The organism is Paraburkholderia sp. SIMBA_054 (genome assembly GCF_046534875.1).
Taxonomy (GTDB): Bacteria; Pseudomonadota; Gammaproteobacteria; order Burkholderiales; family Burkholderiaceae; genus Paraburkholderia; species Paraburkholderia hospita.
The window spans coordinates 47,827-73,328 of record NZ_JAWRXV010000023.1; the positions used below are offsets into that span (position 1 = coordinate 47,827).

At 62.5% G+C, this 25,502-nt stretch carries 25 protein-coding genes; 8 read left to right on the forward strand and 17 right to left on the reverse strand.

From position 1 onward, the window contains the following. A complete protein-coding gene (locus SB822_RS26445; protein ID WP_410856051.1) occupies positions 1-816 on the forward strand; it encodes a Pnap_2097 family protein in 816 nt (271 codons plus the stop codon). Beyond that, positions 813-2,894: a methylmalonyl-CoA mutase gene (gene scpA / locus SB822_RS26450; protein ID WP_410856001.1), complete on the forward strand. Its 2,082-nt coding sequence runs from the start codon at positions 813-815 to the stop codon at positions 2,892-2,894. The genes SB822_RS26445 and scpA overlap by 4 nt, the downstream gene beginning before the upstream one ends. Before the next feature lie 126 nt (positions 2,895-3,020). Here scpA and SB822_RS26455 read toward each other — a convergent pair whose 3' ends face one another. Both SB822_RS26455 and SB822_RS26460 read right to left on the reverse strand, forming a co-directional pair. After that, positions 3,021-3,377 (reverse strand): hypothetical protein, encoded by a 357-nt coding sequence (locus tag SB822_RS26455; protein WP_410856002.1) that lies wholly within the window; start codon positions 3,375-3,377, stop codon positions 3,021-3,023. A 142-nt stretch (positions 3,378-3,519) separates the two neighbouring features. Then, positions 3,520-4,233: a FadR/GntR family transcriptional regulator gene (locus SB822_RS26460; protein WP_007731599.1), complete on the reverse strand. Its 714-nt coding sequence runs from the start codon at positions 4,231-4,233 to the stop codon at positions 3,520-3,522. 178 nt (positions 4,234-4,411) lie between these two features. Between SB822_RS26460 and SB822_RS26465 the strand changes: the two genes are divergently transcribed. Together SB822_RS26465 and SB822_RS26470 are read left to right on the forward strand one after the other, a co-directional pair. Next, positions 4,412-5,938 (forward strand): UxaA family hydrolase, encoded by a 1,527-nt coding sequence (locus tag SB822_RS26465; RefSeq protein WP_007579445.1) that lies wholly within the window; start codon positions 4,412-4,414, stop codon positions 5,936-5,938. A gap of 136 nt (positions 5,939-6,074) precedes the next feature. After that, on the forward strand, positions 6,075-7,052 hold the full coding sequence (locus tag SB822_RS26470; RefSeq protein WP_079493508.1) for a 2-keto-3-deoxygluconate permease: 978 nt from the start codon (positions 6,075-6,077) through the stop codon (positions 7,050-7,052). Between the two features lie 331 nt (positions 7,053-7,383). Here SB822_RS26470 and SB822_RS26475 read toward each other — a convergent pair whose 3' ends face one another. Next, complete coding sequence (locus SB822_RS26475) at positions 7,384-8,787, reverse strand: PLP-dependent aminotransferase family protein (protein ID WP_410856003.1); 1,404 nt, start codon at positions 8,785-8,787, stop codon at positions 7,384-7,386. A gap of 307 nt (positions 8,788-9,094) precedes the next feature. Between SB822_RS26475 and cyoA the strand changes: the two genes are divergently transcribed. Genes cyoA through cyoD form a run of 4 tightly spaced genes read left to right on the forward strand, consistent with a single transcriptional unit; the run spans position 9,095 to position 12,970 of the window. Continuing rightward, positions 9,095-9,955 carry a ubiquinol oxidase subunit II gene (gene cyoA, locus SB822_RS26480; protein WP_097218690.1) on the forward strand — a complete coding sequence of 287 codons (861 nt, stop codon included), beginning with the start codon at positions 9,095-9,097 and terminating at the stop codon, positions 9,953-9,955. 5 nt (positions 9,956-9,960) lie between these two features. Further along, the gene (cyoB, locus tag SB822_RS26485) at positions 9,961-11,964 is read left to right on the forward strand and encodes a cytochrome o ubiquinol oxidase subunit I (protein ID WP_086914735.1); all 2,004 of its coding nucleotides are present in this window, start codon (positions 9,961-9,963) and stop codon (positions 11,962-11,964) included. A 2-nt stretch (positions 11,965-11,966) separates the two neighbouring features. Continuing rightward, positions 11,967-12,590 (forward strand): cytochrome o ubiquinol oxidase subunit III, encoded by a 624-nt coding sequence (gene cyoC, locus SB822_RS26490; protein ID WP_007579453.1) that lies wholly within the window; start codon positions 11,967-11,969, stop codon positions 12,588-12,590. After that, a complete protein-coding gene (gene cyoD, locus SB822_RS26495; RefSeq protein WP_410856004.1) occupies positions 12,587-12,970 on the forward strand; it encodes a cytochrome o ubiquinol oxidase subunit IV in 384 nt (127 codons plus the stop codon). Before cyoC ends, cyoD begins: the two co-directional genes overlap by 4 nt. Before the next feature lie 92 nt (positions 12,971-13,062). On the opposite strand, the gene SB822_RS26500 is transcribed toward cyoD, so the two are convergent. From SB822_RS26500 to sctQ, 14 genes are all read right to left on the reverse strand, one after another. Further along, positions 13,063-14,580, reverse strand: coding sequence for a CoA transferase (locus tag SB822_RS26500; RefSeq protein WP_410856005.1), 1,518 nt, complete (start codon positions 14,578-14,580; stop codon positions 13,063-13,065). A gap of 28 nt (positions 14,581-14,608) precedes the next feature. Next, positions 14,609-15,508 carry a hypothetical protein gene (locus tag SB822_RS26505; protein WP_410856006.1) on the reverse strand — a complete coding sequence of 300 codons (900 nt, stop codon included), beginning with the start codon at positions 15,506-15,508 and terminating at the stop codon, positions 14,609-14,611. Positions 15,509-15,526: 18 nt separating this feature from the next. Further along, on the reverse strand, positions 15,527-16,489 hold the full coding sequence (locus tag SB822_RS26510; RefSeq protein ID WP_410856007.1) for a 3-hydroxyacyl-CoA dehydrogenase NAD-binding domain-containing protein: 963 nt from the start codon (positions 16,487-16,489) through the stop codon (positions 15,527-15,529). Between the two features lie 507 nt (positions 16,490-16,996). Then, positions 16,997-17,392 (reverse strand): DUF934 domain-containing protein, encoded by a 396-nt coding sequence (locus tag SB822_RS26515; RefSeq protein ID WP_086914732.1) that lies wholly within the window; start codon positions 17,390-17,392, stop codon positions 16,997-16,999. Then, the gene (locus SB822_RS26520; RefSeq protein ID WP_114223374.1) at positions 17,389-19,179 is read right to left on the reverse strand and encodes a nitrite/sulfite reductase; all 1,791 of its coding nucleotides are present in this window, start codon (positions 19,177-19,179) and stop codon (positions 17,389-17,391) included. The genes SB822_RS26515 and SB822_RS26520 overlap by 4 nt, the downstream gene beginning before the upstream one ends. 234 nt (positions 19,180-19,413) lie before the next feature. Beyond that, on the reverse strand, positions 19,414-19,875 hold the full coding sequence (locus tag SB822_RS26525; RefSeq protein ID WP_086914730.1) for an MEKHLA domain-containing protein: 462 nt from the start codon (positions 19,873-19,875) through the stop codon (positions 19,414-19,416). Positions 19,876-19,939: 64 nt separating this feature from the next. Further along, entirely contained in the window at positions 19,940-20,395 is a 456-nt protein-coding gene (locus tag SB822_RS26530) for a CesT family type III secretion system chaperone (RefSeq protein ID WP_079502799.1), read from the reverse strand. A gap of 83 nt (positions 20,396-20,478) precedes the next feature. After that, positions 20,479-20,700 (reverse strand): hypothetical protein, encoded by a 222-nt coding sequence (locus tag SB822_RS26535; protein ID WP_007579464.1) that lies wholly within the window; start codon positions 20,698-20,700, stop codon positions 20,479-20,481. A 79-nt stretch (positions 20,701-20,779) separates the two neighbouring features. After that, positions 20,780-21,022: a type III secretion protein gene (locus tag SB822_RS26540; protein ID WP_007579466.1), complete on the reverse strand. Its 243-nt coding sequence runs from the start codon at positions 21,020-21,022 to the stop codon at positions 20,780-20,782. 2 nt (positions 21,023-21,024) lie between these two features. Next, positions 21,025-22,275 carry a type III secretion protein gene (locus tag SB822_RS26545; RefSeq protein WP_410856008.1) on the reverse strand — a complete coding sequence of 417 codons (1,251 nt, stop codon included), beginning with the start codon at positions 22,273-22,275 and terminating at the stop codon, positions 21,025-21,027. A 149-nt stretch (positions 22,276-22,424) separates the two neighbouring features. After that, positions 22,425-23,375 (reverse strand): hypothetical protein, encoded by a 951-nt coding sequence (locus SB822_RS26550; RefSeq protein WP_410856009.1) that lies wholly within the window; start codon positions 23,373-23,375, stop codon positions 22,425-22,427. Next, entirely contained in the window at positions 23,372-23,635 is a 264-nt protein-coding gene (gene sctS / locus SB822_RS26555) for a type III secretion system export apparatus subunit SctS (RefSeq protein ID WP_007579472.1), read from the reverse strand. Before sctS ends, SB822_RS26550 begins: the two co-directional genes overlap by 4 nt. A gap of 30 nt (positions 23,636-23,665) precedes the next feature. Then, the gene (gene sctR / locus SB822_RS26560) at positions 23,666-24,322 is read right to left on the reverse strand and encodes a type III secretion system export apparatus subunit SctR (RefSeq protein WP_007579477.1); all 657 of its coding nucleotides are present in this window, start codon (positions 24,320-24,322) and stop codon (positions 23,666-23,668) included. Then, a complete protein-coding gene (gene sctQ / locus SB822_RS26565; RefSeq protein WP_410856010.1) occupies positions 24,300-25,484 on the reverse strand; it encodes a type III secretion system cytoplasmic ring protein SctQ in 1,185 nt (394 codons plus the stop codon). Before sctQ ends, sctR begins: the two co-directional genes overlap by 23 nt. Positions 25,485-25,502 lie beyond the last annotated feature (18 nt).

Genomic DNA, 25,502 nt, shown 5'->3' on the forward strand with positions numbered 1-25,502 from the left:
ATGATCCAACGCTATCGCGCGGGCATGCCGCAACTGAGCTATACGGGGCTGTCGGAAAACTGGTTGCTCAAGGAGTGCGGGCATCGCCATTGGGAGGCGCTCGCAACGCACGCGGGCCGCGAGCAAACGGACTTTCACGACGACAACGGCGGCCGTTCGTACGCGGCGTTTACAGCGATACGCTTGCACACAAGCGGCCTCGACTCGATCAGCGAAAACGACACGTTCGACATTCGCAGCACACTTTGCAGAACGGGTCCTGTGCGCCATTTCAGCACGCATCGCATCATGCAAGGCGACACGGAGATCGCGGAACTGTCGATGTCATCGGCATTCGTCTCGCGCGGCGAGCAGCGCAGCAACCGTTGCGTTGCGCGCGCGGCGCTTGCGGCACTGCCAGGTGAAGTCGAGCCGATGCCCGAACGTGCATTGCAGATGATGCAGATGAGCAAGCGCCTGCGTGCTGCGGACTGCAGCGCAATGCCGGACCTCGCGCCTGCGACGGACGAGCCGATCGAATTCCTGCCGTGCCCGAATAGCGATTTCAACGGCGCGGACTTTCTCTATTTCGCGAGCTTTCAGGCTTTTGTAGATCGCGCCGAATGGCAATGGCGACGCTTCGACGAGCCGCCTGTCGTCGCGAGCCGGTCGCTGTTCTACTACGGCAATGTCGATGTGGGCGATACGTTGAGCGTGCGCGTGGTCGGCAGCGCCGAAGACGAACAGGGCATCCGGCACTGGACGGAAGTGCGCCGCAAGAGCGACGGCATGAAGATCGCCGATGTCACGACGGAAAAGCACTGGAGGCGCCGATGAGCACAACCCGTGCACGCCGCCGCGCCGTGCCGCTCAAGCGCGTCTATACGCGTGCCGATATCGAAGGCATCGCGCATCTCGACAGCATGCCGGGCGAAGCGCCGTTCGTGCGTGGGCCGTTCGCTTCGATGTACACCGAAAAGCCGTGGACGATACGCCAATACGCAGGCTACGCGCAGGCCGCGGATACGAACCTTGCGTTCCGCACAGCATTGGCCGAAGGCGCGCAAGGTTTGTCCGTCGCATTCGATCTGCCGACCCAGCGCGGTTACGACTCGGACGATCCCGCCGTCAGCGCCGATGTCGGCATGACGGGTGTCGCGATCGATACAGTCGAAGACATGGCACGCCTCTTCGAAGACATTCCGCTCGCGCGCGTGTCGGTATCGATGACGATGAACGGGGCCGTGTTGCCCGTGCTCGGCGCGTTCATCGTCGCAGCGGACGAAAGCGGTGTGCACGCATCGCAACTGCGAGGCACGATCCAGAACGACATACTGAAAGAGTTCATGGTGCGCAACACGGGGATCTTCGCGCCCGAACCATCGCTGCGCATCGCCGCCGATGTGGCGGCGTATCTCGCGCAACAGGTGCCGCGCTTCAATGCGCTGTCGGTATCGGGCTATCACTTCCAGGAGGCGGGCGCGGACGCTGTGCTCGAACTCGCGCTGACGATGGCCAATGCGCGCACGTACGTCGACACGCTCGTCGCACGCGGCATGCACGCAAACGATGCGTGCGAGCGCATGAGTTTCTTCTTCGGCGTCGGCACGGATTTCTATGTCGAGGTCGCGAAGCTGAGAGCGGCGCGGCTGTTGTGGTCGGAGATTGCGGCGCAAAGCGGCGCAACGTCGGACAAGGGTCGCGCGCTGCGCATGCATTGCCAGACTTCGGGGTGGTCGCTGACTGCGCAGAAGCCGATGAACAACGTCGTGCGGACGACAGTCGAGGCGCTCGCGGCGGTGTTCGGCGGCACGCAGTCGTTGCACACTAACGCGTACGACGAGGCACTGGCGCTGCCTTGCGCGGAGTCTTCGCGGCTCGCGCGCGATACGCAACTGGTACTGCAGCACGAGACGGGCGTTTGCGATGTGGTCGATCCGTGGGCAGGGTCGTACATGATGGAAGCGCTGACGGCGGATATTGCGAGCCGTGCGCGAACCATGCTCGATGAGATCGACGCGAGCGGTGGCGTCGTCGAGGCGATACGTTCGGGCTGGGTACGCACGCGCATTCACGAATCGGCGCTGCGCGTGCAGGCTGACATCGAAAGCGGGCAACGTGTGATTGTGGGCGTGAACCGCTTCGCGACGGATGACGACGAGGAGCCACCTGTTACGCAAGCGCTGGATGCTGCACAGACTCGCACGCTACAGGCCCGCCGCATCGCGCAGGTGAAGCGCTCTCGCGATGCAACGCATGTGCGCGACACGCTCGCCGCGTTGCAACGGGCGGCACGCGATGGCGAAGGCAACCTGCTGGAACTGACCATCGAATGTATGCGTGCGCGCGCGACGGTCGGCGAATGCACGCAGGCACTGGAGACCGGGTGGCCGCGGCATGTCGTGGATTTGCCGATATCGGCGCGGATGTATGGCGAGATGCAGTCGTCCGACGCCGAATGGATGACGGCCCGGGCAGCCGTGGAACGTGTAACGAAGCAGCTGGGGCGTGCGCCGCGCATCTTGCTGGCAAAGCTCGGACAGGATGGCCACGACCGTGGCGCGCGTGTCGTTGCTGCCGCATTGACGGACGCAGGCTTCGAAGTGACAACGGGCGCGATGTTCGCGTCGGCAGAGGAAGTCAGCGAACTGGCGCTGAAGCATGACGTCGATATGATCGGCGTGTCGTCGCTTGCAGGCGCGCATGTCGAACTGGTGTCGGGTCTGCTCGACGCATTGCGCAAGCGGCGCGCACGTATTCCTGTCGTGATCGGCGGAAACATCGACGCTGCGAGTTGGCATGCGCTGCAGGAGCGGGGCGTCGCCAGATGCTTTCCGACAGGCGCGAGCATCCAGACAGTCGTCACGGAACTGGCGGCGCACGTCTGCGAGATCGATTTCGCAGCGGCGTCATAGCGAAACGACACGCCATGGCGCTCGCACGTGGGATGTTCTAGCCCGGTAAGCCGAAGACGCGAGAGTACATCGGCTTCGGGCGATGCGAGCTATTCATCGATTACCGCCCGCGAGCTTGATCCTCGATCAATATCCGTAGCCGCCCTGACAAGGCACATAGGCGCGTTGATAGCTGTCGTAGCAAGTGGCCGACTGCGGTTGCGAATAAGCCGGTTGTGCGTACACGGGTTGCTGATAGACAGGTTGCTGATAGACAGGTTGCTGATACACAGGTTGCTGATACACAGGTTGCGCGTACGCGGGTTGCGCATTTGCAACCGACGTCACGAGCGCACCGAGCACTGCGCCTCCGATCAGCGCCCCCACGATGGCGCCGCCATCGACGCCGCCGCCACCGCCCCAGCCGCCGCGCCCGTGCGCCGATGCCTGCTGGGCCGCCGACAAGCTACCGATCATCAACAAGACAAGCGCTGCGCGTTTCATGATTTGATTCTCCGCTTTCCGTTTAACGGGTTCATGGAGATCATCTTAATCAGCACTCGATGAAATAACTTATGCAGTTGGTAACCGCACATTTCAGCACTTACAAATTCGCATGTGGCTGCGAACGACTGCAGCGGTTCGCTCAGACGTTGAACTGTCGTCCGACATAGTCGATGTGCATGTACATGGCCTGTTGCGCCGCGTCCGGATTACCTTCACGAATCGCGTAGTAGATCGATTCGTGCTGGCGCAAGCGGCTACGTGCCTGCTCGGCTGCATTCGCGTTGTTGACGGTGGCGTCGTACGTGTTGCTCGCAATGTGTTCGCGCAGCATGCCAATCACGCTCGCATAGAACTGATCGAGCAGCCGGTTTTGCGACGCTGCAACCAGCGCCGTATGGAATTCACCATCGGTTGCGGCTTCTTCATCGACGTCCTTGCCTGCAACCGCGTCGCGCATGCGTTCGAGCACAGCCTCGAAACGTTCGAGTTCCCGGTGGGACGCACGTTGCGCGGCGAAACGCGCGGCGGCGCACTCGAACACCAGTCGGAATTCAAGCGTTTCCGAACGCAGCGGCGGGGTATCGGCGATGAGCTGAAGCCACGGCGCCGCCAGTGCCGCTGGTTTGCTACGCAGCAGATAGACGCCGCTACCGCGTCGCGTTTCCAGAAGACCTCGGGTTGCGAGGCGTCCAATCGCTTCACGTACCGTCGCGCGCGACACACCCAACGACTCCGCGAGCGTGCGTTCCGACGGCAAGCGTTCGTCAGGCTGCCAGCGACCTGCCTGAATGCCTGACTCGATGTGGCGGATTGTCTGCGCCAATGCGCCCGTTGCTTTCAAACGACTTTCCACATTTCATCCTTCATCAGCCACACGGGGAGGGCCTGTTTTCAACCCCATTAAAAGTGGCCTGACCAGTTTGCGTGTCTTACCGGGCCGACCGCAATATGAGTCCGCGCCGGCAAACGCTCCGCACTTCAGCAGAGAGCGTCGCCTGCCCTAACCCACAATCCGAAACAGGAGGACCATGATGAGCCAGGCCACACTCGCGATCAAACTGCACGACATCGACGATGTACTCATTGCGCGCGGCGCGCTCACCGCCGGCACTATTCTCGCTGATTTCGACAATCTCGTTGCATCGGCTGACATTCCTGCGGCACACAAGATCGCCTGCCGCGACGTTGCACAAGGTGCGCCCGTGCGGCGCTACGGCCAGATCATCGGCTTCGCGACGCAGCCGATTCGCGCAGGCGATCACGTGCACGTTCACAACGTGTCGATGGGCGACTTCGCGCGCGACTACGCGTTCGGCGAAGACATGAAGCAGGTCGATGCCGCTACAGTGCCGCTCACGTTCAACGGCTTCCGGCGAGCAGACGGCCGCGTCGCAACCCGCAACTACATCGGTGTAGTCAGCACCGTGAACTGCTCGGCCACCGTCACCAAGCTGGTCGCGCAGCACTTCGCGCAACCGGGCGCGCTCGACGCGTTTCCGAACGTCGACGGCATCGTGCCGATCACGCACAGCTTCGGCTGCTGTATCGACCATCATGGCGAGGGCATCCAGCAACTGCGTCGCACGGTTGGCGGGTATGTGAAGCATCCGAACTTCGCTGGCATCGTGATCATCGGGCTTGGCTGCGAAGCGAACCAGATGGGTGCAATGTTCATCGCCGAGGGCGTCGAGCCGGGGCCGCTACTGGTGCCGCTCGTGATGCAGGAAGAAGGCGGCACGCAAAAGACCGTCGATGCCGCCATCGCCGCAGTCAAAAACATGTTGCCCGTCGCCAACCAGGCCGCGCGTGAGCCGGTTCCCGTTTCGCACATCAATATCGCGCTGCAGTGTGGCGGCTCCGACGGCTATTCGGGCATCACGGCGAATCCGGCATTGGGTGCGGCTGTCGATCTGCTGGTGCGGCACGGCGGTACGGCAATCCTGTCGGAAACGCCGGAAATCTACGGCGCAGAACATCTGCTGACACGTCGTGCGGTGAGCAAAGAAGTGGGCGAGAAGATCGTCGAGCGGATTCACTGGTGGGAAGACTACGCGAAGCGCGAAAAGGGCAGCATCGACAACAACCCGACGCCCGGCAACAAGGCGGGCGGCCTCACGACGATTCTTGAGAAATCGCTTGGTGCGGTTGCCAAGAGCGGCTCCTCGCCGCTGATGGGCGTGTACCGCTACGCCGAGCCGATCGATACACACGGACTCGTCTTCATGGACGCGCCGGGCTATGACCCGATGGGCGCTACCGGACAGATCGCGAGCGGCGCGAATCTCGTCGTGTTCACGACGGGGCGCGGCTCCTGTTTCGGCGCCAAACCTGCGCCGTCAATCAAGCTCGCTACGAACTCGACCATGTACAAGCGGATGGCCGATGACATGGACATCAACTGCGGCGACATCATGGACGGCACCGTAAGCGTGGAGCAGAAGGGCGAAGAAATTTTCCGGATGATCCTCGACGTTGCGTCGGGCCACAAGAGCAAGAGCGAAGCGCTTGGCGTTGGCAACGAGGAATTCGTGCCCTGGATGATTGGCGCGCAGATGTAAAAGCCGCGCGCGTCCGGGCGCGCGATGCGCATCCGTGCGGTGTAGCTGGAGCCTCCGGTTTCTGGCGCGCCGCACGCCGTAAGATAAATGCTGGTCGGGCCATGTCGAACCCCCGCCAGGATCAAGGAGACTCGACATGAAAATCAAACAGGCCATCGAACGCTTTCCGGGCGGCATGATGGTCATTCCTTTGCTCTGGGGTAGCTTGCTCAACACCTTCGCACCAAAGGTGTTGGGTATCGGCAGTTTTTCGACCCAGCTCGCGCATGGCGCGCTGCCGATCCTCGCTGTGTTCTTCGTCTGCATGGGCGCCGAGATTCAACTGCGCACAGCGCCCCGTGCGCTGAAGAACGGGGCCGCCATCACCCTCGCCAAGCTCGCGAGCGGCGTGCTCATTGGTTTGCTCGTCAGCAAAGTATTCGGGGCGAACGGGTTTCTCGGTCTCTCCGGCATGGCGATCATCGCCGCCGTGACGAACGCGAACATGGGACTGTACGCAGCGTTGACCCGGCAGTTCGGCGACGAGGTCGATCGGGGCGCGCTTGCCGTCCTGTCGATCCTGGAAGGACCGTTCGTGACCATGCTCGCGCTGGGATTGTCCGGGTTGGCGAAGATCCCGGTTCTCGATCTCGTTGCAACCGTGCTGCCGATCGTCATCGGCATGGTGCTGGGAAATATCGACCCCGACATGCGCAAGTTCCTCAAGTCAGGCGGCGATTTGCTGATCCCGTTCTTTGCGTTCGGTCTCGGCGCGCAAATCAATCTGCACGCCATTCTCGGCGCGGGCTTGTCAGGGATCGTCCTCGGTCTGATTACGCTTGCGGTAGGCGCGGTGTTCAACGTACTCGCATCACGTCTGTCCGGTGGTTCGGGTGTGGGCGGCGTAGCGTCGGCGACGACGGCGGGCAACGCGGTTGCGACGCCGACTGCGATTGCAGCCGTCGATCCTCATCTCGGCGCACTGGTCGCAGTGGCAACGCCTCAGATCGCCGCTTCCACGATCGTTACCTCGCTGCTCGCGCCACTGCTGACGGCCGCGTATGCACGCTGGCGCATGCGCCGGCCGGCAAAGGTTGCGGATGACGTAGCAGTCGTCGCGCACGCCGACGCGTGAAGACGGCCGGCGTGTGCCACGCAGGGTTTCCCATGCGCTGATGCTTTGCGGCTTCAGTCTCTGTTGCCGCATCAAGGCTCAATGAAAAAACCCCGACGCCTGTGGGCGCCGGGGTCTAGTGCTTGCCACGCTCGATACATCGTTGCTGCAGGCTCTGCGGGTTGAAGGCCGAGGCCCTGGGCACTCGCGCAGTGATCCCAACGCGCTTCGTTAAAAGGAGGAGGAAATGCTCGAAGCGCGTTGAGCGAATTATTCGTGTGTAGCCGTGTTTCGTACAGCAGCAGTTGGCGAAGATTTCAGCGCAGCAGATGCAATGAGTGGACGCGCGGTGCTAAACCAGCAAGCGGTCATCGGCGGAAGGCTTGCGTTCGACGAGCGCTGCGAGCTTGCGCAAGGCCGACGTCAACTCCGTGCGCCGCGTGCAACCGCCTAGCGAAATACGGATCGCGTTCGGCACGTCGCCGGTCTGGCAAAACGCGGAAGACGGCGCGACGACGAGGCCTTCCGTGCTCGCCGCTGCCGCAAGGCTTTGCGCGGCCCAGTGCGCGGGCAGAGGCTGCCACACATGAATCGCGCCGCTGGACGCGGGCATGCTCACGGTCGACAGTATCTGGTTTGCCGCAAGCAGGCGTTCTCCCGATTCCTTCAGTATCCCCGCCAGTACGTCCGATGCCGTGCCGTCCAGTATCCATTGCGTGACCAATGCGTTGGTGAGCGGCGGCGACATCAGCGACAGCGAGCGCAGCGCCTTCAGAAACGCTTCCTGCGCTGCGGCGGCAGGCAACACAAGAAACGCGGCGCGCAAGCCCGGCGAGATGCATTTGGATAACGTCGACAGGTAATACACCTGCTGCGGCGCGAGACTCGCGAGCGGCGCGGGCGGATCGTCGGCAAAGAGCCAATACGGATCGTCTTCAACGACAGGCACATTGCGACGCGCCGCGACGGCCAGGATCTCCTTGCGACGACGCTCGGGCATCGTCTGCGCGGTTGGGTTGCGGATGGTCGGGTTCAGATAGATCAGCCCACCCTCGGTGCGCGAGCAAGCGGCTTCGAGCGCGTCGGGCCGCATGCCGTGCTCGTCGGATGCGATCGTATCGAGCGTGCGGCCTAGCTGCCGCGCGATCAGCGGCAGGCCCGGATAGATCAACTGTTCGGTGAAAATGGGCGCGTTCTGCTTCGTGAGCGCCAGTATCAGCGCGGCGAGTGCCGAATGCGCGCCCGGCGTCACGACGACGCGCGACGGGTCCACGCGCCCGAGTATCGGCTTGAGCCACGCGGCGCCCGCCTGCCGGTCGGTATCGCTGCCGCCGCCCAGTTGATACGTCATCAACAGATCGATGTCGCTGCGCACCAGCACCTGCGACAGTCCGCGCCTGAGCAACACGGCGAGATCGAGGTCGGCAGGAGGCGGTGGAATGTTCATGCTCAGATCGACTTGCTGCATGAACGTCGCTATCGGCGGCGCGATGAACGTGCCCAGCGGGCCGCGCGATTCGATCAGGTTGCGCCGGTGCGCCTCGGCAAAACCGCGCGTCACGGTGGTCAGATCGACGCCGATCATCTCCGCAAGTTTGCGTTGCGGCGGCAGCCGGTCGCCGGGATTCAGCTTGCCGTTTGCAACGGCGCGCTCGATCAGATCGACGATCTGCAGATAGCGCGCCTTGCCGTTGTCGGCGAAGTCAGTGATCCAGTCCGGCCGCCGCGCAGGGCGCTTTCTTGAAGGTGAAGTCATGTGTGGCAACTTGTCGCGCATGTATGGTGTATGTCTTACTCTAGCATGCGCCGCCATAGCCTATGTATGTATCCGCCGCAAGGTCATAGCCATAGCGGAAGCTCGCGCGTGTACGACGGTTGGGGGATAGATGCATGGGGCTATGTAACCCGGCAACCAACCTGAAAGCATGCGCAACCCACCTACACACGGGGGTTCCCCCCAATCAGCGGGACGATGGTTCCGCTCCCCTCCATTTCGAAGGCAACTCGTACGCGCAGGCCGCGTCGCCGCCACTGGCGCGCTGAGCCTGCTCGGCGGCTGCAGCATGGTGCTCTTCAATCCGAAAGGCGACATCGGCGAGCAGGAGAAAAACCTGATCCTGATCGCGCTCGGGTTGATGCTGCTGGTCGTGATTCCCGTGATCGCGCTCACGCTGTATTTCGCGTGGCGCTACCGTGCGTCGAACACGAAGGCGAAGTACGCGCCGACGTGGGCGCATTCGACCACCATCGAAGTCATCGTGTGGACCATTCCGTGCATCATCGTCGCGACGCTTGCGGTGCTGATCTGGAAGACAACACATAGCCTCGATCCATACAAGCCGATCGAATCGAACGTGAAGCCCGTTCGCGTCGAAGTGGTCGCGCTGAACTGGAAGTGGCTGTTCATCTACCCGGACTACGGTGTGGCCTCCGTCAACCAGCTTGCGCTGCCCGTCGATACGCCCGTCGATTTCCGTCTGACGGCGGAATCGCTGATGAATTCGTTCTTCATTCCGCAACTTGGCAGCCAGGTCTACGCGATGTCCGGCATGCAGACGCAGCTGCATCTGATCGCGAACAGCGCGGGCACGTATGCGGGCCGTTCGTCGGCGTTCAGCGGGCCGGGTTTCTCGGACATGAACTTCGACACAGTCGTGACGAGCCGCGGGGAATTCGATGCATGGGTCGCGCGAGCAAAAACGTCGCCGCAGGCGCTCGACGTGACGGCCTACGACAGCTTGCAGCAACCGAGCAAAAAGAACCCCGTGACGCTGTACAGCAACGTGGCGCCGGGACTGTTCGACGGCATCGTCTATCAGTACATGCGTGACGCGGCAGGCCGCCCAATCTGCACGACGGCCAACGCTGACATGTATATCAAGCCGGCTCGCTTGCCTTCACACGCAGCTTTGGTATCGGAGTAGTGGATATGTTTGGAAAACTTACGCTCGATGCGATTCCGTATCACGAGCCCATCATCATGGGCACGCTCGGCGTCGTGATACTGGGCGGCCTCGCGTTGCTCGGAGCGATCACGTATGTGGGCAAGTGGTCGTATCTGTGGAAAGAGTGGATCACGTCCGTCGATCACAAGCGGATCGGCGTGATGTACATCATTCTCGCGCTCATCATGCTGCTGCGCGGTTTCGCCGACGCGATCATGATGCGCGCGCAGCAGGCCGTCGCATTCGGTGACTCAGCCGGCTACCTGCCGCCGCATCACTACGACCAGATCTTCACCGCGCACGGCGTGATCATGATCTTCTTCGTGGCGACGCCGCTGATTCTCGGCCTGATGAACGTGGTCGTGCCGTTGCAGATCGGCGCGCGTGATGTCGCGTATCCGTTCGTCAATTCGCTGGGCTTCTGGCTGTCGGCTGTCGGCGCGGTGCTGGTGATGATCTCGATGTTCGTCGGCGACTTTGCGGCGACGGGCTGGGTTGCGTATCCGCCGCTCTCCGAGCTTGGCTACAGTCCAACCACGGGCGTCGACTATTACATATGGTCGCTACAGGTGTCCGGTTTAGGCACGACGCTGAGCGGCATCAACTTCATCGTGACGATTCTGCGCATGCGCGCGCCGGGTCTGAACCTGATGAAGATGCCCGTGTTCTGCTGGACGGCGCTGATCACGAACATCCTGATCGTCGCGGTGTTCCCCGTGCTGACGGGCACGCTCGCGCTGCTGACGATGGACCGCTATCTCGACATGCATTTCTTCACGAACGAGCTGGGCGGCAACGCGATGATGTACATCAACCTGATCTGGGTGTGGGGCCACCCCGAGGTGTACATCCTGATTCTGCCCGCGTTCGGCGCATTCTCGGAGATCATCTCCACGTTCTCCGGCAAGCCGCTGTTCGGCTACAAGTCGATGGTGTATGCGACGTCGTCGATTGGCGTGCTGTCGTTCTTCGTGTGGTTGCATCACTTCTTCACGATGGGCTCGGGCGCCAACGTCAATGCGTTCTTCGGCATCATGACGTCGATCATTTCGGTGCCGACGGGCGTGAAGCTGTTCAACTGGCTCTTCACGATGTATCGCGGCCGCATCCGCTACCACACGTCCACGCTCTGGACGATCGGCTTCATGGTGACGTTTGCCGTCGGCGGCATGACGGGTGTGCTGCTTGCCGTGCCGGGCGCGGACTTCGTGCTGCACAACAGCCTGTTCCTCGTCGCGCACTTTCACAACGTGATTATCGGCGGCGTGGTGTTCGGCTGTCTCGCGGGCATCAGCTACTGGTTCCCGAAAGTGTTCGGCTTCACGCTCGACGAGTTCTGGGGCAAGGTCGCGTTCTGGTGCTGGCTGGTGGGTTACTGGCTCGCGTTCACGCCGCTGTATATCCTCGGTTTCCAGGGCATGACGCGCCGCATGAATCACTACTCGGTGGCCGAGTGGCATCCGTGGCTGATCGTTGCACTCGTAGGTGCCGTGATCATCGGCATGGGCATTCTCGCGTTGCTGATCCAGTTCGCTGTGAGCATCCGCAAGCGCGAGCAGTATCGCGATCTGACGGGCGATCCGTGGGATGCGCGTAGCCTCGAATGGTCGACGGCTTCGCCTGCGCCGTTCTATAACTTCGCGCATGTTCCCGTCATCACGTCGCTCGAGCAGCATTGGGACAACAAGCAGTCGGGCAGCGCTTACGCCAGGCCCACGAAAAAGTACGAGGACATTCATATGCCGCGCAACACGGCGGCGGGCTTCATCATCTCTGCGTTCAGCCTGCTGTTCGGCTTCGCGATGGTGTGGCACATGTGGGTGTTCGCGATCGTCGCGCTGATCGGCATGATCGGCACGTTTATCGCGCGCTCTTACGATCAGGATGTCGACTACTACGTTCCTGCTGCCGAAGTGGAGCGGATCGAGAACGCGCGCTACAGAAAGATCGAAGACGAGCGTGACGAAGAATTTGCGGAGATGGCCTGACCATGACAAGCGTATCGACCTATCGGGCCGGCGAGCATCACGACGCGCACGGCCACGACCATGACCATGACAGCGGAACCCGCACCACGCTCGGGTTCTGGATTTACCTGATGAGCGACTGCCTGATCTTCGCGACGCTGTTCGCGACTTTCGGCGTGCTCGTCAATGCGACGGCGGGCGGGCCGACGGGCAAGCAACTGTTCGAGTTGCCGTATGTGCTGGGCGAAACGTTGCTGCTGCTCGCCAGCAGCTTCACGTTCGGCATGGGCGTGCTGAGCATGAATGCGAACCAGCGCGGCAAGGTGGTCGGCTGGCTGGCCGCGACCTTCGTGCTGGGTGCGGCCTTCATCGGCATGGAAATCTATGAGTTCGCTCATCTGATCAGCGACGGCGCCGGCCCGTCGACGAGCGCGTTCCTGTCGGGCTATTTCACGCTCGTTGGCACGCACGGCTTGCACGTGACGACGGGTCTGCTATGGATCGTCGTGATGATGCATCAGATCAGCCGCTTCGGCCTGACGCCCGTGACGCGGCGGCGCATTGCGTGCCTGAGCCTCTTCTGGCACTTCCTCGATCTCGTGTGGATCTGTGTGTTCAGTCTTGTCTATCTGCGTGAATTTCTATGAGCAAAACATCTGGATCGAATGTGACGCATGATCACGTTCATGATGCGTCGCATGGCAGCGTGAAGAGCTACGTGGTCGGCATGCTGCTGTCGCTGGTGCTGACGTTCGCGTCGTTCGGCGTGGTGATGACGCACATCGTGCCGCGCTCGATGGGGCTGACAGCCGTGGTCGTGCTGTGCGTCGTGCAGCTCGTGGTGCAGCTGCGGTACTTCCTGCATCTGGGTTCATCCGCGGATCAGCGCTCGAACACTGGGATTTTCGTGTGTACGGGGTTGCTGATCGCGATCATCGTCGCGGGTTCGCTGTGGGTTATTCACAACGCGAACGTCAATATGATGCCGACGCAGATTTCGATCGAGCGCGCGCTGGCACGCGATTGACAAGTGCTTTGCGCCCGGTGTTACCGGGCGCTTTCTCTGCCGTTCGCTTCACGCCTTCCCGGGTGAAGCGAACAGGCATCAGGCGATCCGGCTCATCGCTGCAGCCATTCCGACGCGCAAGCGCCAAGCGGCAACAGCGGATATTGGTAGTGGCCGGGCGTGCGCGACATGTATACCTGCTCCGCGACGCCCTTATAAAACCCCATGGGTGTCTCTGCCAGCAGCGGATCGGGATCGACGTAGGCGTGTTCGTCATTCGATCCAGCCATCGTACGTGCGTATTTCTGATCGAAGATGCCCATCGACATGAGCCACGCGACGGCGCGCGAAAGCGACACCGATACCGTGTAGCTGCCGCCTTCCGTGGCGCGGCGCTTCAACGCCTGGAGCACGCCAGCCGTGCCGAGCCACGCAACCACGTAGTCGCTGATGATGGAAATCTGCGGTGTGGTGTGTGGCGTGAGCGTCGGCGTGTCCGTGCCGCCGAGGCTTTCCAGCCAGTACGGCCCGGCATAGGCACCCGTCGATACATCGAAACCCGTGCGCTCCGACCATGCGCCCCCGCGGCCGGCGAAGTACACGGTCGCGCTGATCAGTCCGGGATGCTTTCTGCACAACTCGTCCGGGGCAAGCCCGTAGCGGTCGAGAAATCCCGAACGGCGATTCGAGAAGAAGATATCGGCGCCTTCCAGCAACTGGTCGAAGCGCCCGCGCGCCGTTGCATCGTCGAGATCGAGCCGCGATGAGCGCAAGCCGACGTTCGACGTGTAGTGGAACAGGCTGTGTTCATAGTCCGACTTGCGCCAGATGTTCAGCACATCCGCGCCGTGCAGCGCCAGCGCGCGGCCGAGGCCCGCACCCGCGATCACATGGCCGAGGCCGAGCGCGCGAATGCCGCCGAGCACATCGCCGCCTTGCTGGAACGGAATGGGATCGCTATCGGCGATTTTTTCGATGGAGATCAGCGGCTGGCTCTTGAGTACGCTCTGGAATACGTCGAGTTCAAGGAACTCCTGCGGTGAACGCACCATGTAGAGCGGAATGCCGGCCTTGCCGCCGGCTTCTTCCAGTTCGGCTGCATTCCACCGCGCGACCGCCTTTGCAACCGACTCGTGTCCCGGCGGGCACTGCAACAGTTGCAGCGCGGTATTGCGCATTTTCGGGTAATTGCAGATGAAAAACACCCAACGCCCATCCTTGCATTGATGGAAGTTGGCCGTGACGCCCGTGTTCTCGTCGGAGCCCATATTGCCGGGCAGGCCGTTCACGAGTTCGAGCGTGCCCTCGTGAAACGTGGCGAAGCGGCGCAGCGCCTTGCGTACGTCGACGTGAATGTTCTGGGTTTGCCCGGTTTTCATGCGCCAGATCGACGCGATCTGCGCGGCCTTGACGGCGAGCCCGATGGCGGAGAAAGTGCCGAAGCGCAGCACGCTCGGCACGATGGGGTCCTTGCCGTAAAAGCTGAGTTCACCGCCGAACTCGCTCAAGGACGCGCCGATCGAGTTCAGGACCGTTTCGGTTTCACCGTGGATGTCGAACGCGTCGCTGACGGTACGGCTCGCAAGATGCTGGCGAATTTTTGCTTCAAGCTGATATTTATCGACTTGCATACAGATTGAATTGGGGTTGAAGATTGCGTCAGCGGGTTGCCTGATAAAGCGCAATGCCCGTGATCCGCCCATGCGTGAGGAGCGTCTGCTTCTCGCCTGTGCGCAGGTTCACCTCGACGATGTTGCCGTCCAGGTCGGCCACGAAAGCACGGTTGCGCGGCACGTCGAGTGCGAGGCCGATAGCTTCGGCGAAGCCGGTACAGATCACCTTGTAGTCTGTGAGGCCGGCCGTTGTGAGCTTTGCGCTGTTCAGCGAATTGCCGTCGGGTGCGGCGCCGCGATCGGTCCAGTAGAGCGTGTCGGTGGCGGCATCGATTTCGAGGTCGATCGGCTCGGGCAGGCCATCTAGCAGCAGTTCGACGTCGGTGCGCGTGGCGGCCGTCTCGCCCGTGGCCATCTGCAGGGGCGCACGGAAGATGCGTCCCTCGCCGCCCTTCGCAGGGCCTTTCTGCGTCCACAGGAGGGCACCGCGCTTGTGATCGACGGCGATGCCGACGCACTGGTTCAGCACCTCGTCCTTGCCGCCGGCTTGTACCGAGCGGTCGACGAGTTGGGTCAGCGCGCCGCCGTCCGTGCCGCTGCGCCAGATTGCGGCGCCTTCGCGGTCGCACCAGTACAACAGCGCGGCTGCGCGGTCCAGATACAGTTGTTTGGGCGTTCGGATTGCACCGTTGCCGACCAGCAGGCGCCGCCCACTGCCATCCAGCCGTGCGACTTCGACCGTGCCGTCGTTCTTGTGAAAATCGGCGCCCATGTTGGTCCAGTACACGAGGCCTTGCGCCGTGTCGATCTGGATACCGTCGGGCGTGCCGCCCAGATCGGAGAGCAACACGCGGGCGTGATTGCCTTCGCAGTCGAGCGCAACGATCGAAGGCGGGCTGATACACAACGCAAGCAGCGTTTGCATGGTGGATGACTCTGCGTTCATGAGTTCCATGACCTGACGTTATTGAGCCGTTTTGCGACCACTGTTGATGATGGCGATTTCTCTTTCGTCGCGTGCTTCGGCCAGTTGCGCGATCGACCGGTCGCCATAGCCGCTTTCGATTTGCTCGACGAGCAGCTTCTTCGTGGCCTCGTCGAAATGCACGGTCGATTCAAGCTGTTCGCGCCAGCGCGTTTCCATGCCGGGCGCGAGATGGTCGACGAAATGCGGGAAGCCGCCATCGCCGCCGCCGAGATGGAACGACAGGAACGGTCCGTTGGTCGCCCAGCGGATACCGAGTGAGTGGGTCACGACGCTGTCGAGGTCGGCGGCCGTGATCACGCCCTGGCTGACCAGATAGACGCACTCGCGGAAAATCGCCGATTGAAGGCGATTCGCGACGAATCCGTCGATTTCCTTGCGAATCTCCAGCGGACACTTGCCGAGCGCGCGATAGAAGTCGAGCGAAGCGTCGATCAGTGCGCGGCTCGTCTGCGGATTGGGCACCACTTCGACGAGCGGCAGCAGATGAGGCGGATTGAACGGATGCCCGATGACGAGACGGCCGGGCGATTGCATCTGCGTGGCCTGAATCGAAGCGGGGATGCCGGAGCTGGACGAAAAGAACAGGCAGTGCGCGGGCGCGGCCTGTTCGATGGTTGCCCAGAGAGCGGTCTTGAAATCGGCGCGTTCGGGGCCGTTTTCCTGAACGAAATCTGCATCGGCAACGGCTTTGGCGAGATCGGGTTCGAACGACAGACGCTCGAGCGCGGCGTTGACGCCGTGGCCGAGCGCCTGTAGCGCCAGCATGGCCCGCATCACATAGACGCGAACTTTTGATTCGATGCCGGGCTGCGGGTCGTTGATGACCACGCGCATGTCGTTGGCGAGAAAGAGCGCGGCCCACGATGCACCGATCACGCCGCCGCCAATCACTACGACCTTTTTTTGGTCGAGCGGATGTTTGATTTTTGAGGTATCCATGATTGGTTTTTTTGTTGTGTAGTAAAAGTATTGATATGAAGCGCGACGAAACTGATCTAAAAAATCAAAAATCGGGCCTTATAATTGATATTTCGTATCGCTAATTGATTGGATTAATTGAATTAAAGCTTAGCACCCGAATGGAAAGATCATTTCGCTTCGAAACAATTTTCTCCAAAAATCCACATGCGGTTTGGATCATCCGCGACTGAACGGGGCAGTCGCTGACGGACAACCATGGAATGTGCGTCAGGTTCCCGGAATTGAGGTCGTGTTCAACTATCCAGGAGCAGAGTGGAATGTCTGATGGAGACGTCAGCCGATAGCGCGGCGTGCCAGCAGCCGGGCAATCGTGGCACCCGCCTTGACGGTGCGGCGTTGGGTCCCGAACGGACGCCGGTGCGGCTGGGCGACGCCCAGCCGGAGGAAAAAATGCAGCGATTCGGCGCCGTCACGCACCGACGGAACACCCGGGTCAGCCTGTCGAACCCGCGCTGTTCTCTGAGTTCACCTATCTCGCTGTCTGAATGGCGCATCGCGCGCCACGTCGCCCTGATAGAACGCGGCGAAGCGATCCAGTTGCCGCTGCGCATCGGCGGGATCGACACCTTCGGCCAGCACCGCGCTCGAAAACCCCGTGCGTTCCATCTGGATCAATTGATCTGCGAGCACGTCGCCCGTTGCGCGCAGATCGCCGTTGAAGCCGAGCCGGCGACGAATCAGATACGCCTGGCTGAACGCCCGGCCATCGGTGAAGTTCGGAAAATGAAGCTCGATACGTTCCGCTTGAGCGATAGCCTCGCTATAGACAAACGGATCGGCGTCGTTATCGAGCGCGACAACATGCGCGACCGCATCGGCGAGATGGTCGGGCGCAGCAAGAATGCGGATACGCGATTTCATGCCGAAACCTCCATCGGTGCGCGGGCGGTATTGGCGGCCGCCTTGAACGGATCGAGCCCGATACGCCGCACCGTTTCGATGAAGCTCTCGCGGCGCGGCCCCGCGTCCGTTCTCTGTTCGACATACGCTCGCAGCACGGCCTCGATCACATCGGGCACTTCGTGCGCGGAGAACGACGGCCCGATCACCTTGCCCGGCTGCGCAGCGCCACTTGCATGCGATCCATCGGAGCCGCCGAGCGTGACCTGATACCACTCGGCGCCATCCTTGTCGACGCCGAGAATACCGATATGTCCGCTATGGTGATGCCCGCACGAATTGATGCAGCCGCTGATGTGCAGATCGACTTCGCCGATGTCTTCCAGCTCGTCCATGTCCTGATAGCGCTCGGTGATCGCTTCTGCGACAGGCAGCGAGCGCGCATTCGCCAGCGCGCAGAAGTCGCCGCCGGGGCACGCGATCATGTCCGTCAGGAGATGCACGTTGGCGCTCGCGAGTCCCACGCTGCGCGCGGTTTCCCACAGCGCGAGCAGATCGTTTTCATGCACCCAGGGCAGCACGATATTCTGCGTATGCGTGACACGCGCTTCGCCGGCCGAGAAGCGGTCGACGAGATTGGCGACCTGATCGAGCTGATCGGCGGAGGCGTCGCCCGGTGCCTGCAACAGGCGCTTGAACGACAACGTCACGATGCGCAGCGACGGATTCCTGTGCTGCGCGACGTTGCGCTCAAGCCAGCGAGCGAATTGCGGAGTGCTCGCGGACGCATCGTGAATGGCCTTGCGTGCGCCCGCGTCCGATGGCTTATCGACAGAGCCGTTTGAAGGCTGCACGAAGTACGCGCTGACGCGCTCAAGCTCGGCACGCGGAATCGTATGCGGCCCACCGTCATGCTCGACGATCTGGCGAAACTCTTCTTCCACCTCGTCGATGTACTTCTGGCCTTCCGCCTTCACGAGTATCTTGATGCGCGCCTTGTACTTGTTGTCGCGCCGCCCGTACTGGTTGTACACGCGGACCACGGCCTCGATGTAGTTCATGATGTGCTGCCATGGCAAGAACTCGCGCAGCACCGTGCCGATGACAGGCGTGCGTCCCATGCCGCCACCGACCGTCACGCGAAACCCGAGTTCGCCGTTCTCGCCGTAACGCAGCCGCAGGCCGACATCGTGCCAGTCGGTTGCCGCGCGGTCGTCGTGAGCACCTGTGATCGCGATCTTGAACTTGCGCGGCAAAAACGCGAACTCGGGATGCAGCGTGGTCCACTGGCGCATGATTTCAGCGAACGGGCGAGGGTCCGCGATTTCGTCGGGCGCCACGCCCGCGCGCTCGTCGCAGGAAATGTTGCGGATGCAGTTGCCGCTCGTCTGGATGCCGTGCATGTTGACGGTCGCCAGCAGGTCCATTACATCGGCAGCCTTCGCGAGCGGAATCCAGTTGAACTGCACGTTGGTGCGCGTCGTGAAGTGCGCGTGATGCGTCGGCAGCCGAACGGTGCCGAGCTTGCGCTGCGCATCCAGCGCCTGCCGATAGACATCCGCTTCGGGCGCGTCGTATTCCCGCGCCACGCACGCGAGCACGCGAAGCTGCGCGCTCGACAGCTCGCCATACGGCACCGCGACGCGCAGCATTGGCGCATGCCGTTGCACATACCAGCCGTTTTGCAGGCGCAGCGGACGAAAGGCGTCTTCGCTCAATCTGCCGTCCTGCCAGCGTTCGATCTGGTCGCGGAACTGCGCGGCGCGATTGAGCAGAAAGGCTTTGTCAAACTCGTTGTACTGATACATGGCTAACCTGGAGGGCGGCGAAAGCATGCATTTCCAGCTTTCGCCTGGGGACGCGGAACGACGGCCGATACCATCGGCATGTTCACTTGAATCTACTGGCGCACGCATCCGCCGACAAGACGCAGATGACGCGAAAATGACCGCAGCAGATGAGAAAACCGGGCAGCGCGCGCCAGGACGCGGGCTGCCCGGTTAGAGAGAAGAGGGGAGTTGGGGCTTGCTTTGGGTGCGGACTTATTCAGGCAGCGCTGTGGTATGCGGAATCATCGCGGCCTGGCCATGCAGTTTGCCGTGCTCGTCGATGAGTTGCCACACGGTTGCGCGCTCGATCCAGAAGCGGCGGCCCGTCTTCGCAATGCGTACGCCGCGATAGCCCGTGACGAAGCCGTCGCGCGTCACCTGGTCGAGAAACGCCTGGCGTTCGCTGCGCTCCGGCGCTTCGGCGGAAAGGCGTGACGGGAGCGCAGTGATTTCATCCCAGTCGTAGCCGAACAGCGTCTGCACGCGGCGGTTTCCGTAGACGAACACAGGGTCTTCAGCCGTATTGTGCGCGAGCAGCCCGAAGGGCGCATCGTGATACAGCCACGCGACGGCATCTTCGGCGCGCTCATGCTTTGGAACGAGTTCGGTGCCCAGCAGACGCGCATAGCTGCCTGTGAGCAGATTGAAGAAATTCAGGTCGGTGCGTAAATCCATTGCTTGTCCATGTCCGGGCCGTGTCGAAAGACATTCTAGCGTGATGCTGTTTTTCGCGTAGTTGTCATGCCCGGATCCATGAGAAGTTACCCGAGACGATCGCTTCGAAACGCTCGTCGCTGGCTTCGAGAATGCTCTGTTTCCAGTACGCGCCATGCTCCGAATAGTGGGCGAGGAGATCGGCAAGCGTTTCGCCCGTCGGTGCATCGGCGAATGGCACGCGCACCAGCAGCACGACATTGCCGTAGTCGGAATCGAGCCCGAGTTGCGCCTGGTCTTGCGCATACACGAGCAGATTGGCTTCGAGCATGAGCCGGTAGACGGTCGTGATGCGTCCCGCCGTCACCGCGCCGAAGTCGAAACTCAGGTAGATCGCGTCCGGGTCTTCGTCGAAGCAGTCGAGCCGCACATCGAGCCCGCCCACTTCGATCGAATGTGTCTGCAACACGTGCTCGACGTCGGGCAAGCCGACTGCCTCGCACAGCGATGCGACGAGTTCTGCATAACGATCTTCATTCACGGTGCGAATACCCGTTCAAACAAGGGAGAATCCTGTCAGGCACAAAACGGCTGGCCGCTGCGCGAACGGCCAGCCAGCCTGCTTTACGATGCCTGCGCGGCCTTCTGGATGCTCGACGCACCCGACTTCATGGCTTCGCCGAGCGCTTGCAGCAGGCTCGCATTCGATTGCGCTTGCGCGATTTCGAGCTGCTGTTGAGCGTTGCTGTTGATGGTGTTTTCCGCGCTTTGCGTCGCGCTGCTCGAATTGATGCCGTTCGTGACAGTGCTCAGTGCGGATGTTGCTGCCGTTGCAATACCGGGCATGTTGGCTCTCCTGGAAAGTTCCGGCAGACGGTATGTCCAACCGGTGGTTGAAAAAAGCGAATCAATGACGTTCGACGCGTCAGCCGCGCAACGCGTCCTCGCGCAACTGGCCTACGATGCGGCTTGCGGCGACGAGGCCGCGATAGATGCGGGCGCGCGCATCGCGGTCGGCGGCCGTGCCATCGGCGGCGTGATTGAGCTGCTCGGCGCTCTCTTCGAGCGCCTTGCGCAGCTCGGCGACGCGCGCATCGGCGTCGGTGGCTGTGACGACGTTCTGCAACGCCATGAAGTGTTGCGCGTGGCGTTCAATGGCTTCGTACATGGTCATCTCCGTAACGTGTCGGCCGTCTGCGCGACGGACGTCTGGGGTGGGTCGAGCACATGCCGCGAGGCGGCAGGCCCGGCGAGCTGTTTTGCAAGCGGTGAGGGCGGTTCGTTTGCGGCTTTTGAAGCGGGCGGCGCGGCATCGCTTGCGGGTTGCTGGGTGTCGGCTGCGGCGGGCGCTGCGGCGTCGCTGGCCGCGGCGGGTGCGCTTGCATTCGCGTCGTTGTCGAGGATGAAGATGTGCTTCACGCCATCGGGCGTTTGTGCATAGCGCACCGTATCCGACGACACGATCGCGATATAGCTCGCGCCCGCCGGTGCGTCAGCCTGCTCGGCGCCCGTTGCGTCGATGCGGATATCTTTCACGTTGGTCGGCAGGTCGGGACGGATGCGCTTCACGCCTTGCTGTAACGCGTCCATGTCGACGTCCTTGCCCGCGATCGCAAACACGCCGCCGCCGTCGTAGTGCACGCTGATGCCTGAAACGGGCAAGCTCTCGCCGATGCTGCGCCGGATCACTTCGGCGATGCCGTACTGCGCCTGCACGCGCGGCGACGTAATCGCGGCAAGCAGGCGCCGCGCGGCGAGATTCTCCGATTCGTTCGCGACGAGCCCACGCACGAGCACGCCGCCGTGACCATCCAGCGATGCGCGCAGTTCGTTCAGATGCGCAGCCGCGAACTCGCGGTTTACGTTTTCCATCGCGGCGACGTCGTTGGGCAGCATCGATGCCTTCGCGCGCGTCGTCATCGACAAGGCGCTGACACTCGCGATCACAACCAACGCCACACATGCCGCGCCGAGCGCGACGAACGTGCGGCGTCGCGAGCGTTGCTGGCCGCGTTGGTCGTCCTCGGGCTGGCCGGGCTTTAATAGCGTCGACAGCAGCGCGAGATCGCTTGGCCATTCGATATCGTCAGGCCCGATGCAGATTACGCTCTGGTCGAATTGCATCGGCAGAAAGTCGAGCATGAAGACGGGCGCGGTGTCTTCGACGCGTTCGGCCTTTACGTCTTGCCTGTCGGTTTCGTCGTGCGCCGCTTCATTGCTTGCGTCAACGCCAGCGTCTTGCGCAGCGAGCCGCCGTACGGTCACGACGTCGCTTTCGCCGACTTCGACGATCGCGGACGGCCCCGTCCAGTCGGTGATGCGAATGTCGGCGTCGTCATCCGCGTCGATCCGGTAAAGACCGGGGCCGAGCGGTGCGGTCGCGCCAGCATGAATACCCGTCAGGATGCGCAGTTGTTTCATGAGTTCGGTCGGTCAGGCGGAGAAGCGGGGGCAGCTATCACGCTGTTCCGCTTCCTTCGATGAGTCGCAGATTAATGGACGCATGGGCGGCGATACGCGTCGTTTGCGAAGGCACTCGCGCGCACGCGAAGTGACTTCAGCTAGCGGATTTAGCGGGACCGGTGGCATCGGCTGGACGCGTGCTGCGCGCGCGTGCAATGCCGTCGAGCGCGGCGTTCGCGCTCGATGCGCGTCCTTCGCGGCCTGGCGACATTGGGCCGCCTGCGATGAGCGCGAGCAGCGGCGCAAGGACGTTGCGAGCCCTCTTTCGACGTATTCGTACGGGTTGCCGTGGCTGGCGTCTTCGGCAACGCTTCGCCCGCCTGCCGACGCGCGGCGGCACGCGCCGTGGCGTCCATCAGCGACTGGCGGACTTGGGCGAGCGATGCGAGCGGCAACGCGCCTTCCTGCCGCCGCAGCGCGCGCAATTGCGATAGCGCATCGTGCAGCGAGCGCCCGGGCATTAGCAACGCGTCGCACCAGGCACTCGCCAGCGCTTCACGGCGCGATGAACCGGCAAGTGTCAACGCATGCGCGGCAAATTCGGGCACGACGCCTGCTGCGCGCTTCGTACCGTCCGCGCCATCGAGCATGAGATCGCCATCGTGCTTGCCGTGTTGATGCTGCTGCCGTTGCTGTTGCTGTTCGTCTTGCTGCTGCCCACCGCCGCGCGAGCCTCCGTTGCCGCCGTCGCGGGACACGCGCAGTGCGGCGTTTCGCTGACGGTCGGTGTTTCTCGCATTCTGAGCCGCTCTCGTGTTGGTGCCGGAGCGCCCCGTCGTCGGCCGGCGTGTCGCGGCAAAGCGCGTCGCGGCCGCCTTGCCCTGGCGCTTCTTTAAAAGCGCTTTCGCAAGACGCCGCGCATTCGCCGAGCGCGCCTGTCCCTGCAAATGCGCGTGATGCGCGTGGGCGAAGCGCACGTTATTGCGCAGCGACGTCGCAAAGCGCGCGCGCGTGTGTTGTCGCGCCGGTTCGGTCACGCCTCGTTGCGTCTGCGCGGCCTCCTGGGTGGCCGACGTACCTGAAGTCCCCGTGGCCGGGCGAGCGTGAAGTGGGTTCATCGCTGCACAGCCGTCAGTAGCAACTGGTTCGCAAAGCGCAGGATCGCCGACGCACCGAGCGGCGCAACCACGATGAGCGCCACCACCACGGCAATCAGTTTGATGCCGAACGACAGTGTCTGATCCTGCAGTGACGTGATCGCCTGCAGGAACGACACCAGCAGGCCGACGCCGGCCGCGACGACGACGACGGGCAGTGACACGTACAGGCACAGCAGCAGCCCTTGCGTCGCGAGGCCGACGAGCGTATCGAGAGTCATGGCAAGTCCGTAGTTGAAAAGGCGCGGCGCCTACCGGTAGCCGAGAATGAGGCCATGCATCAGCGTGGACCAGCCGTCCATCGCGACGAACAGCAGCAGCTTGAAAGGAATCGCGACGTTGGTCGGCTGCACCTGGTTCAGACCCATCGCCATCAGCACGTTCGCGATCACGAGATCGACGACGATAAAGCCGATGTAAAGCAGAAAGCCGATTTTGAAGGCGTCCGTGAGTTCCGTCAGCGTGAACGCGGGCGCGAGCACGATCAGGTCGGTGTCCTTCAGCGCCTTCGCCTGCTGCGCGGGCCACAAGGCCGTCGCCGAACGCAGGAAGAACTGCCGCTCGCGAGATTGCGCATGCGCTTCGAGGAAGGTGCGGAACGGCTCGCGCGCGGCGGCGATGCCCGCCGTGACGTTCTGCGTCACGTTGCCGGGCGCCTGGTTGGCCTGCATGCCCTGCATCGCGGAGAACGCGACGGGCGCCATGATGTACACCGAGACGATGATCGCGATGCCGTTGAGCACCATGTTCGGCGGCACCTGCTGGACGCCCAGCGCGTTGCGCAGCAGCCCGAGCACGACGACGATCTTCATGTACGACGTGACCACCATCGCGATGAACGGGATCACGCTGATCGCCAGCACGACGATCAGCAGCCCGGTGATGTCACCTGTCTGAATCGCCGGCATATGCCATCCTCGTGATTCGTACGCCCAGATGTTCGCCGACACAGACGATCTCGCCATAGCCGACCGTTTGCCCATGTGTGACGAGACGCACGGGCGTATCGAGCACGGGCGCGGCCAGTTCGATTACGTAGCCGGGGCGCAGCGCGGCGAGCTGCGCGAGCGGCAGCGCCACGCTGTCGATTTCGAATTGCACGGGCAGATCGAGCAGGCCGATATCGAGTGGTGCGTCTTCTGTGTCGTGCTGCCAGTTGCTGTGCGCGTCGGTTTCGGCCGTTTCGTCGAGTGTCGCCGCTTCAGTTTCGTGCAGCGCTTCACCGTCTCCTGGCAGCGTATCGGGCCATTCGGCCTGCAAGGGTTCTTCGTTCATGATGGGTTTCTCTTCTACAGTGACCTGCGTGCCGTCGATCACGACACGCGCATGAATGCGCCGCAAGCCCGTTGCCGTCGCGCCCCACGATGCGTACGCGGTGAACGCGGCGCCGCTGTTCAGCGCTTGCGCGACGGAAGGCGCGAAAGCGCGCAGCACGACGTCGCCGGGACGCAGCGACTGCAATGCGGCAAGCGGTACCCGCCTCGCGCCGAGCGCGATCGATCCCGCAATGCAGATCGCCGATGCTGAAGCGAACGTTTCCGTTGCATGACGCGACGGCAATGCGGCGAGCCGTTTATGCAGCACATCGAGCGTCGCGCCGGATGCGCCGATCGACAGCCGATGCACGACGCCTTCATGCAGCAACGCGACGTCGAAGCGTTCGCCACTGGTAGTGCCAGCGGACCCGCGTTCCACCGACGCCACACGCCAGCGCCCAAGGCCCGCTGCCTGAAAGCGCTGCACGAGCGGCGCGAGCAGCGCGTTGACGAGCGTGCTGCGCAATGCGTGCCGTGCGCGGTCACCCGCGCTGGCCGCGACGATCTGCAACGCGGGATAGCGCGCGAGATCGAGATCGATATCGAGCGTGCCTTCGAGATGCGCGAGCACGATGCGGCCCGCTTCGTCGAAAGCCGTATCGGCCGTGACAGTCGGCGCGATTTCAAGCGCATCGATTGCGCCAAGCTGGGGCAATGCATCGAGATGACGCGCATCGCACAGAATGCGGGCGGCTCGCGCTGCATCGGGTGTGACGCGGCGCAGCTTATCTGCATACGGACGTTCGGTGGACACAGTGGACAAAGGCGTGAG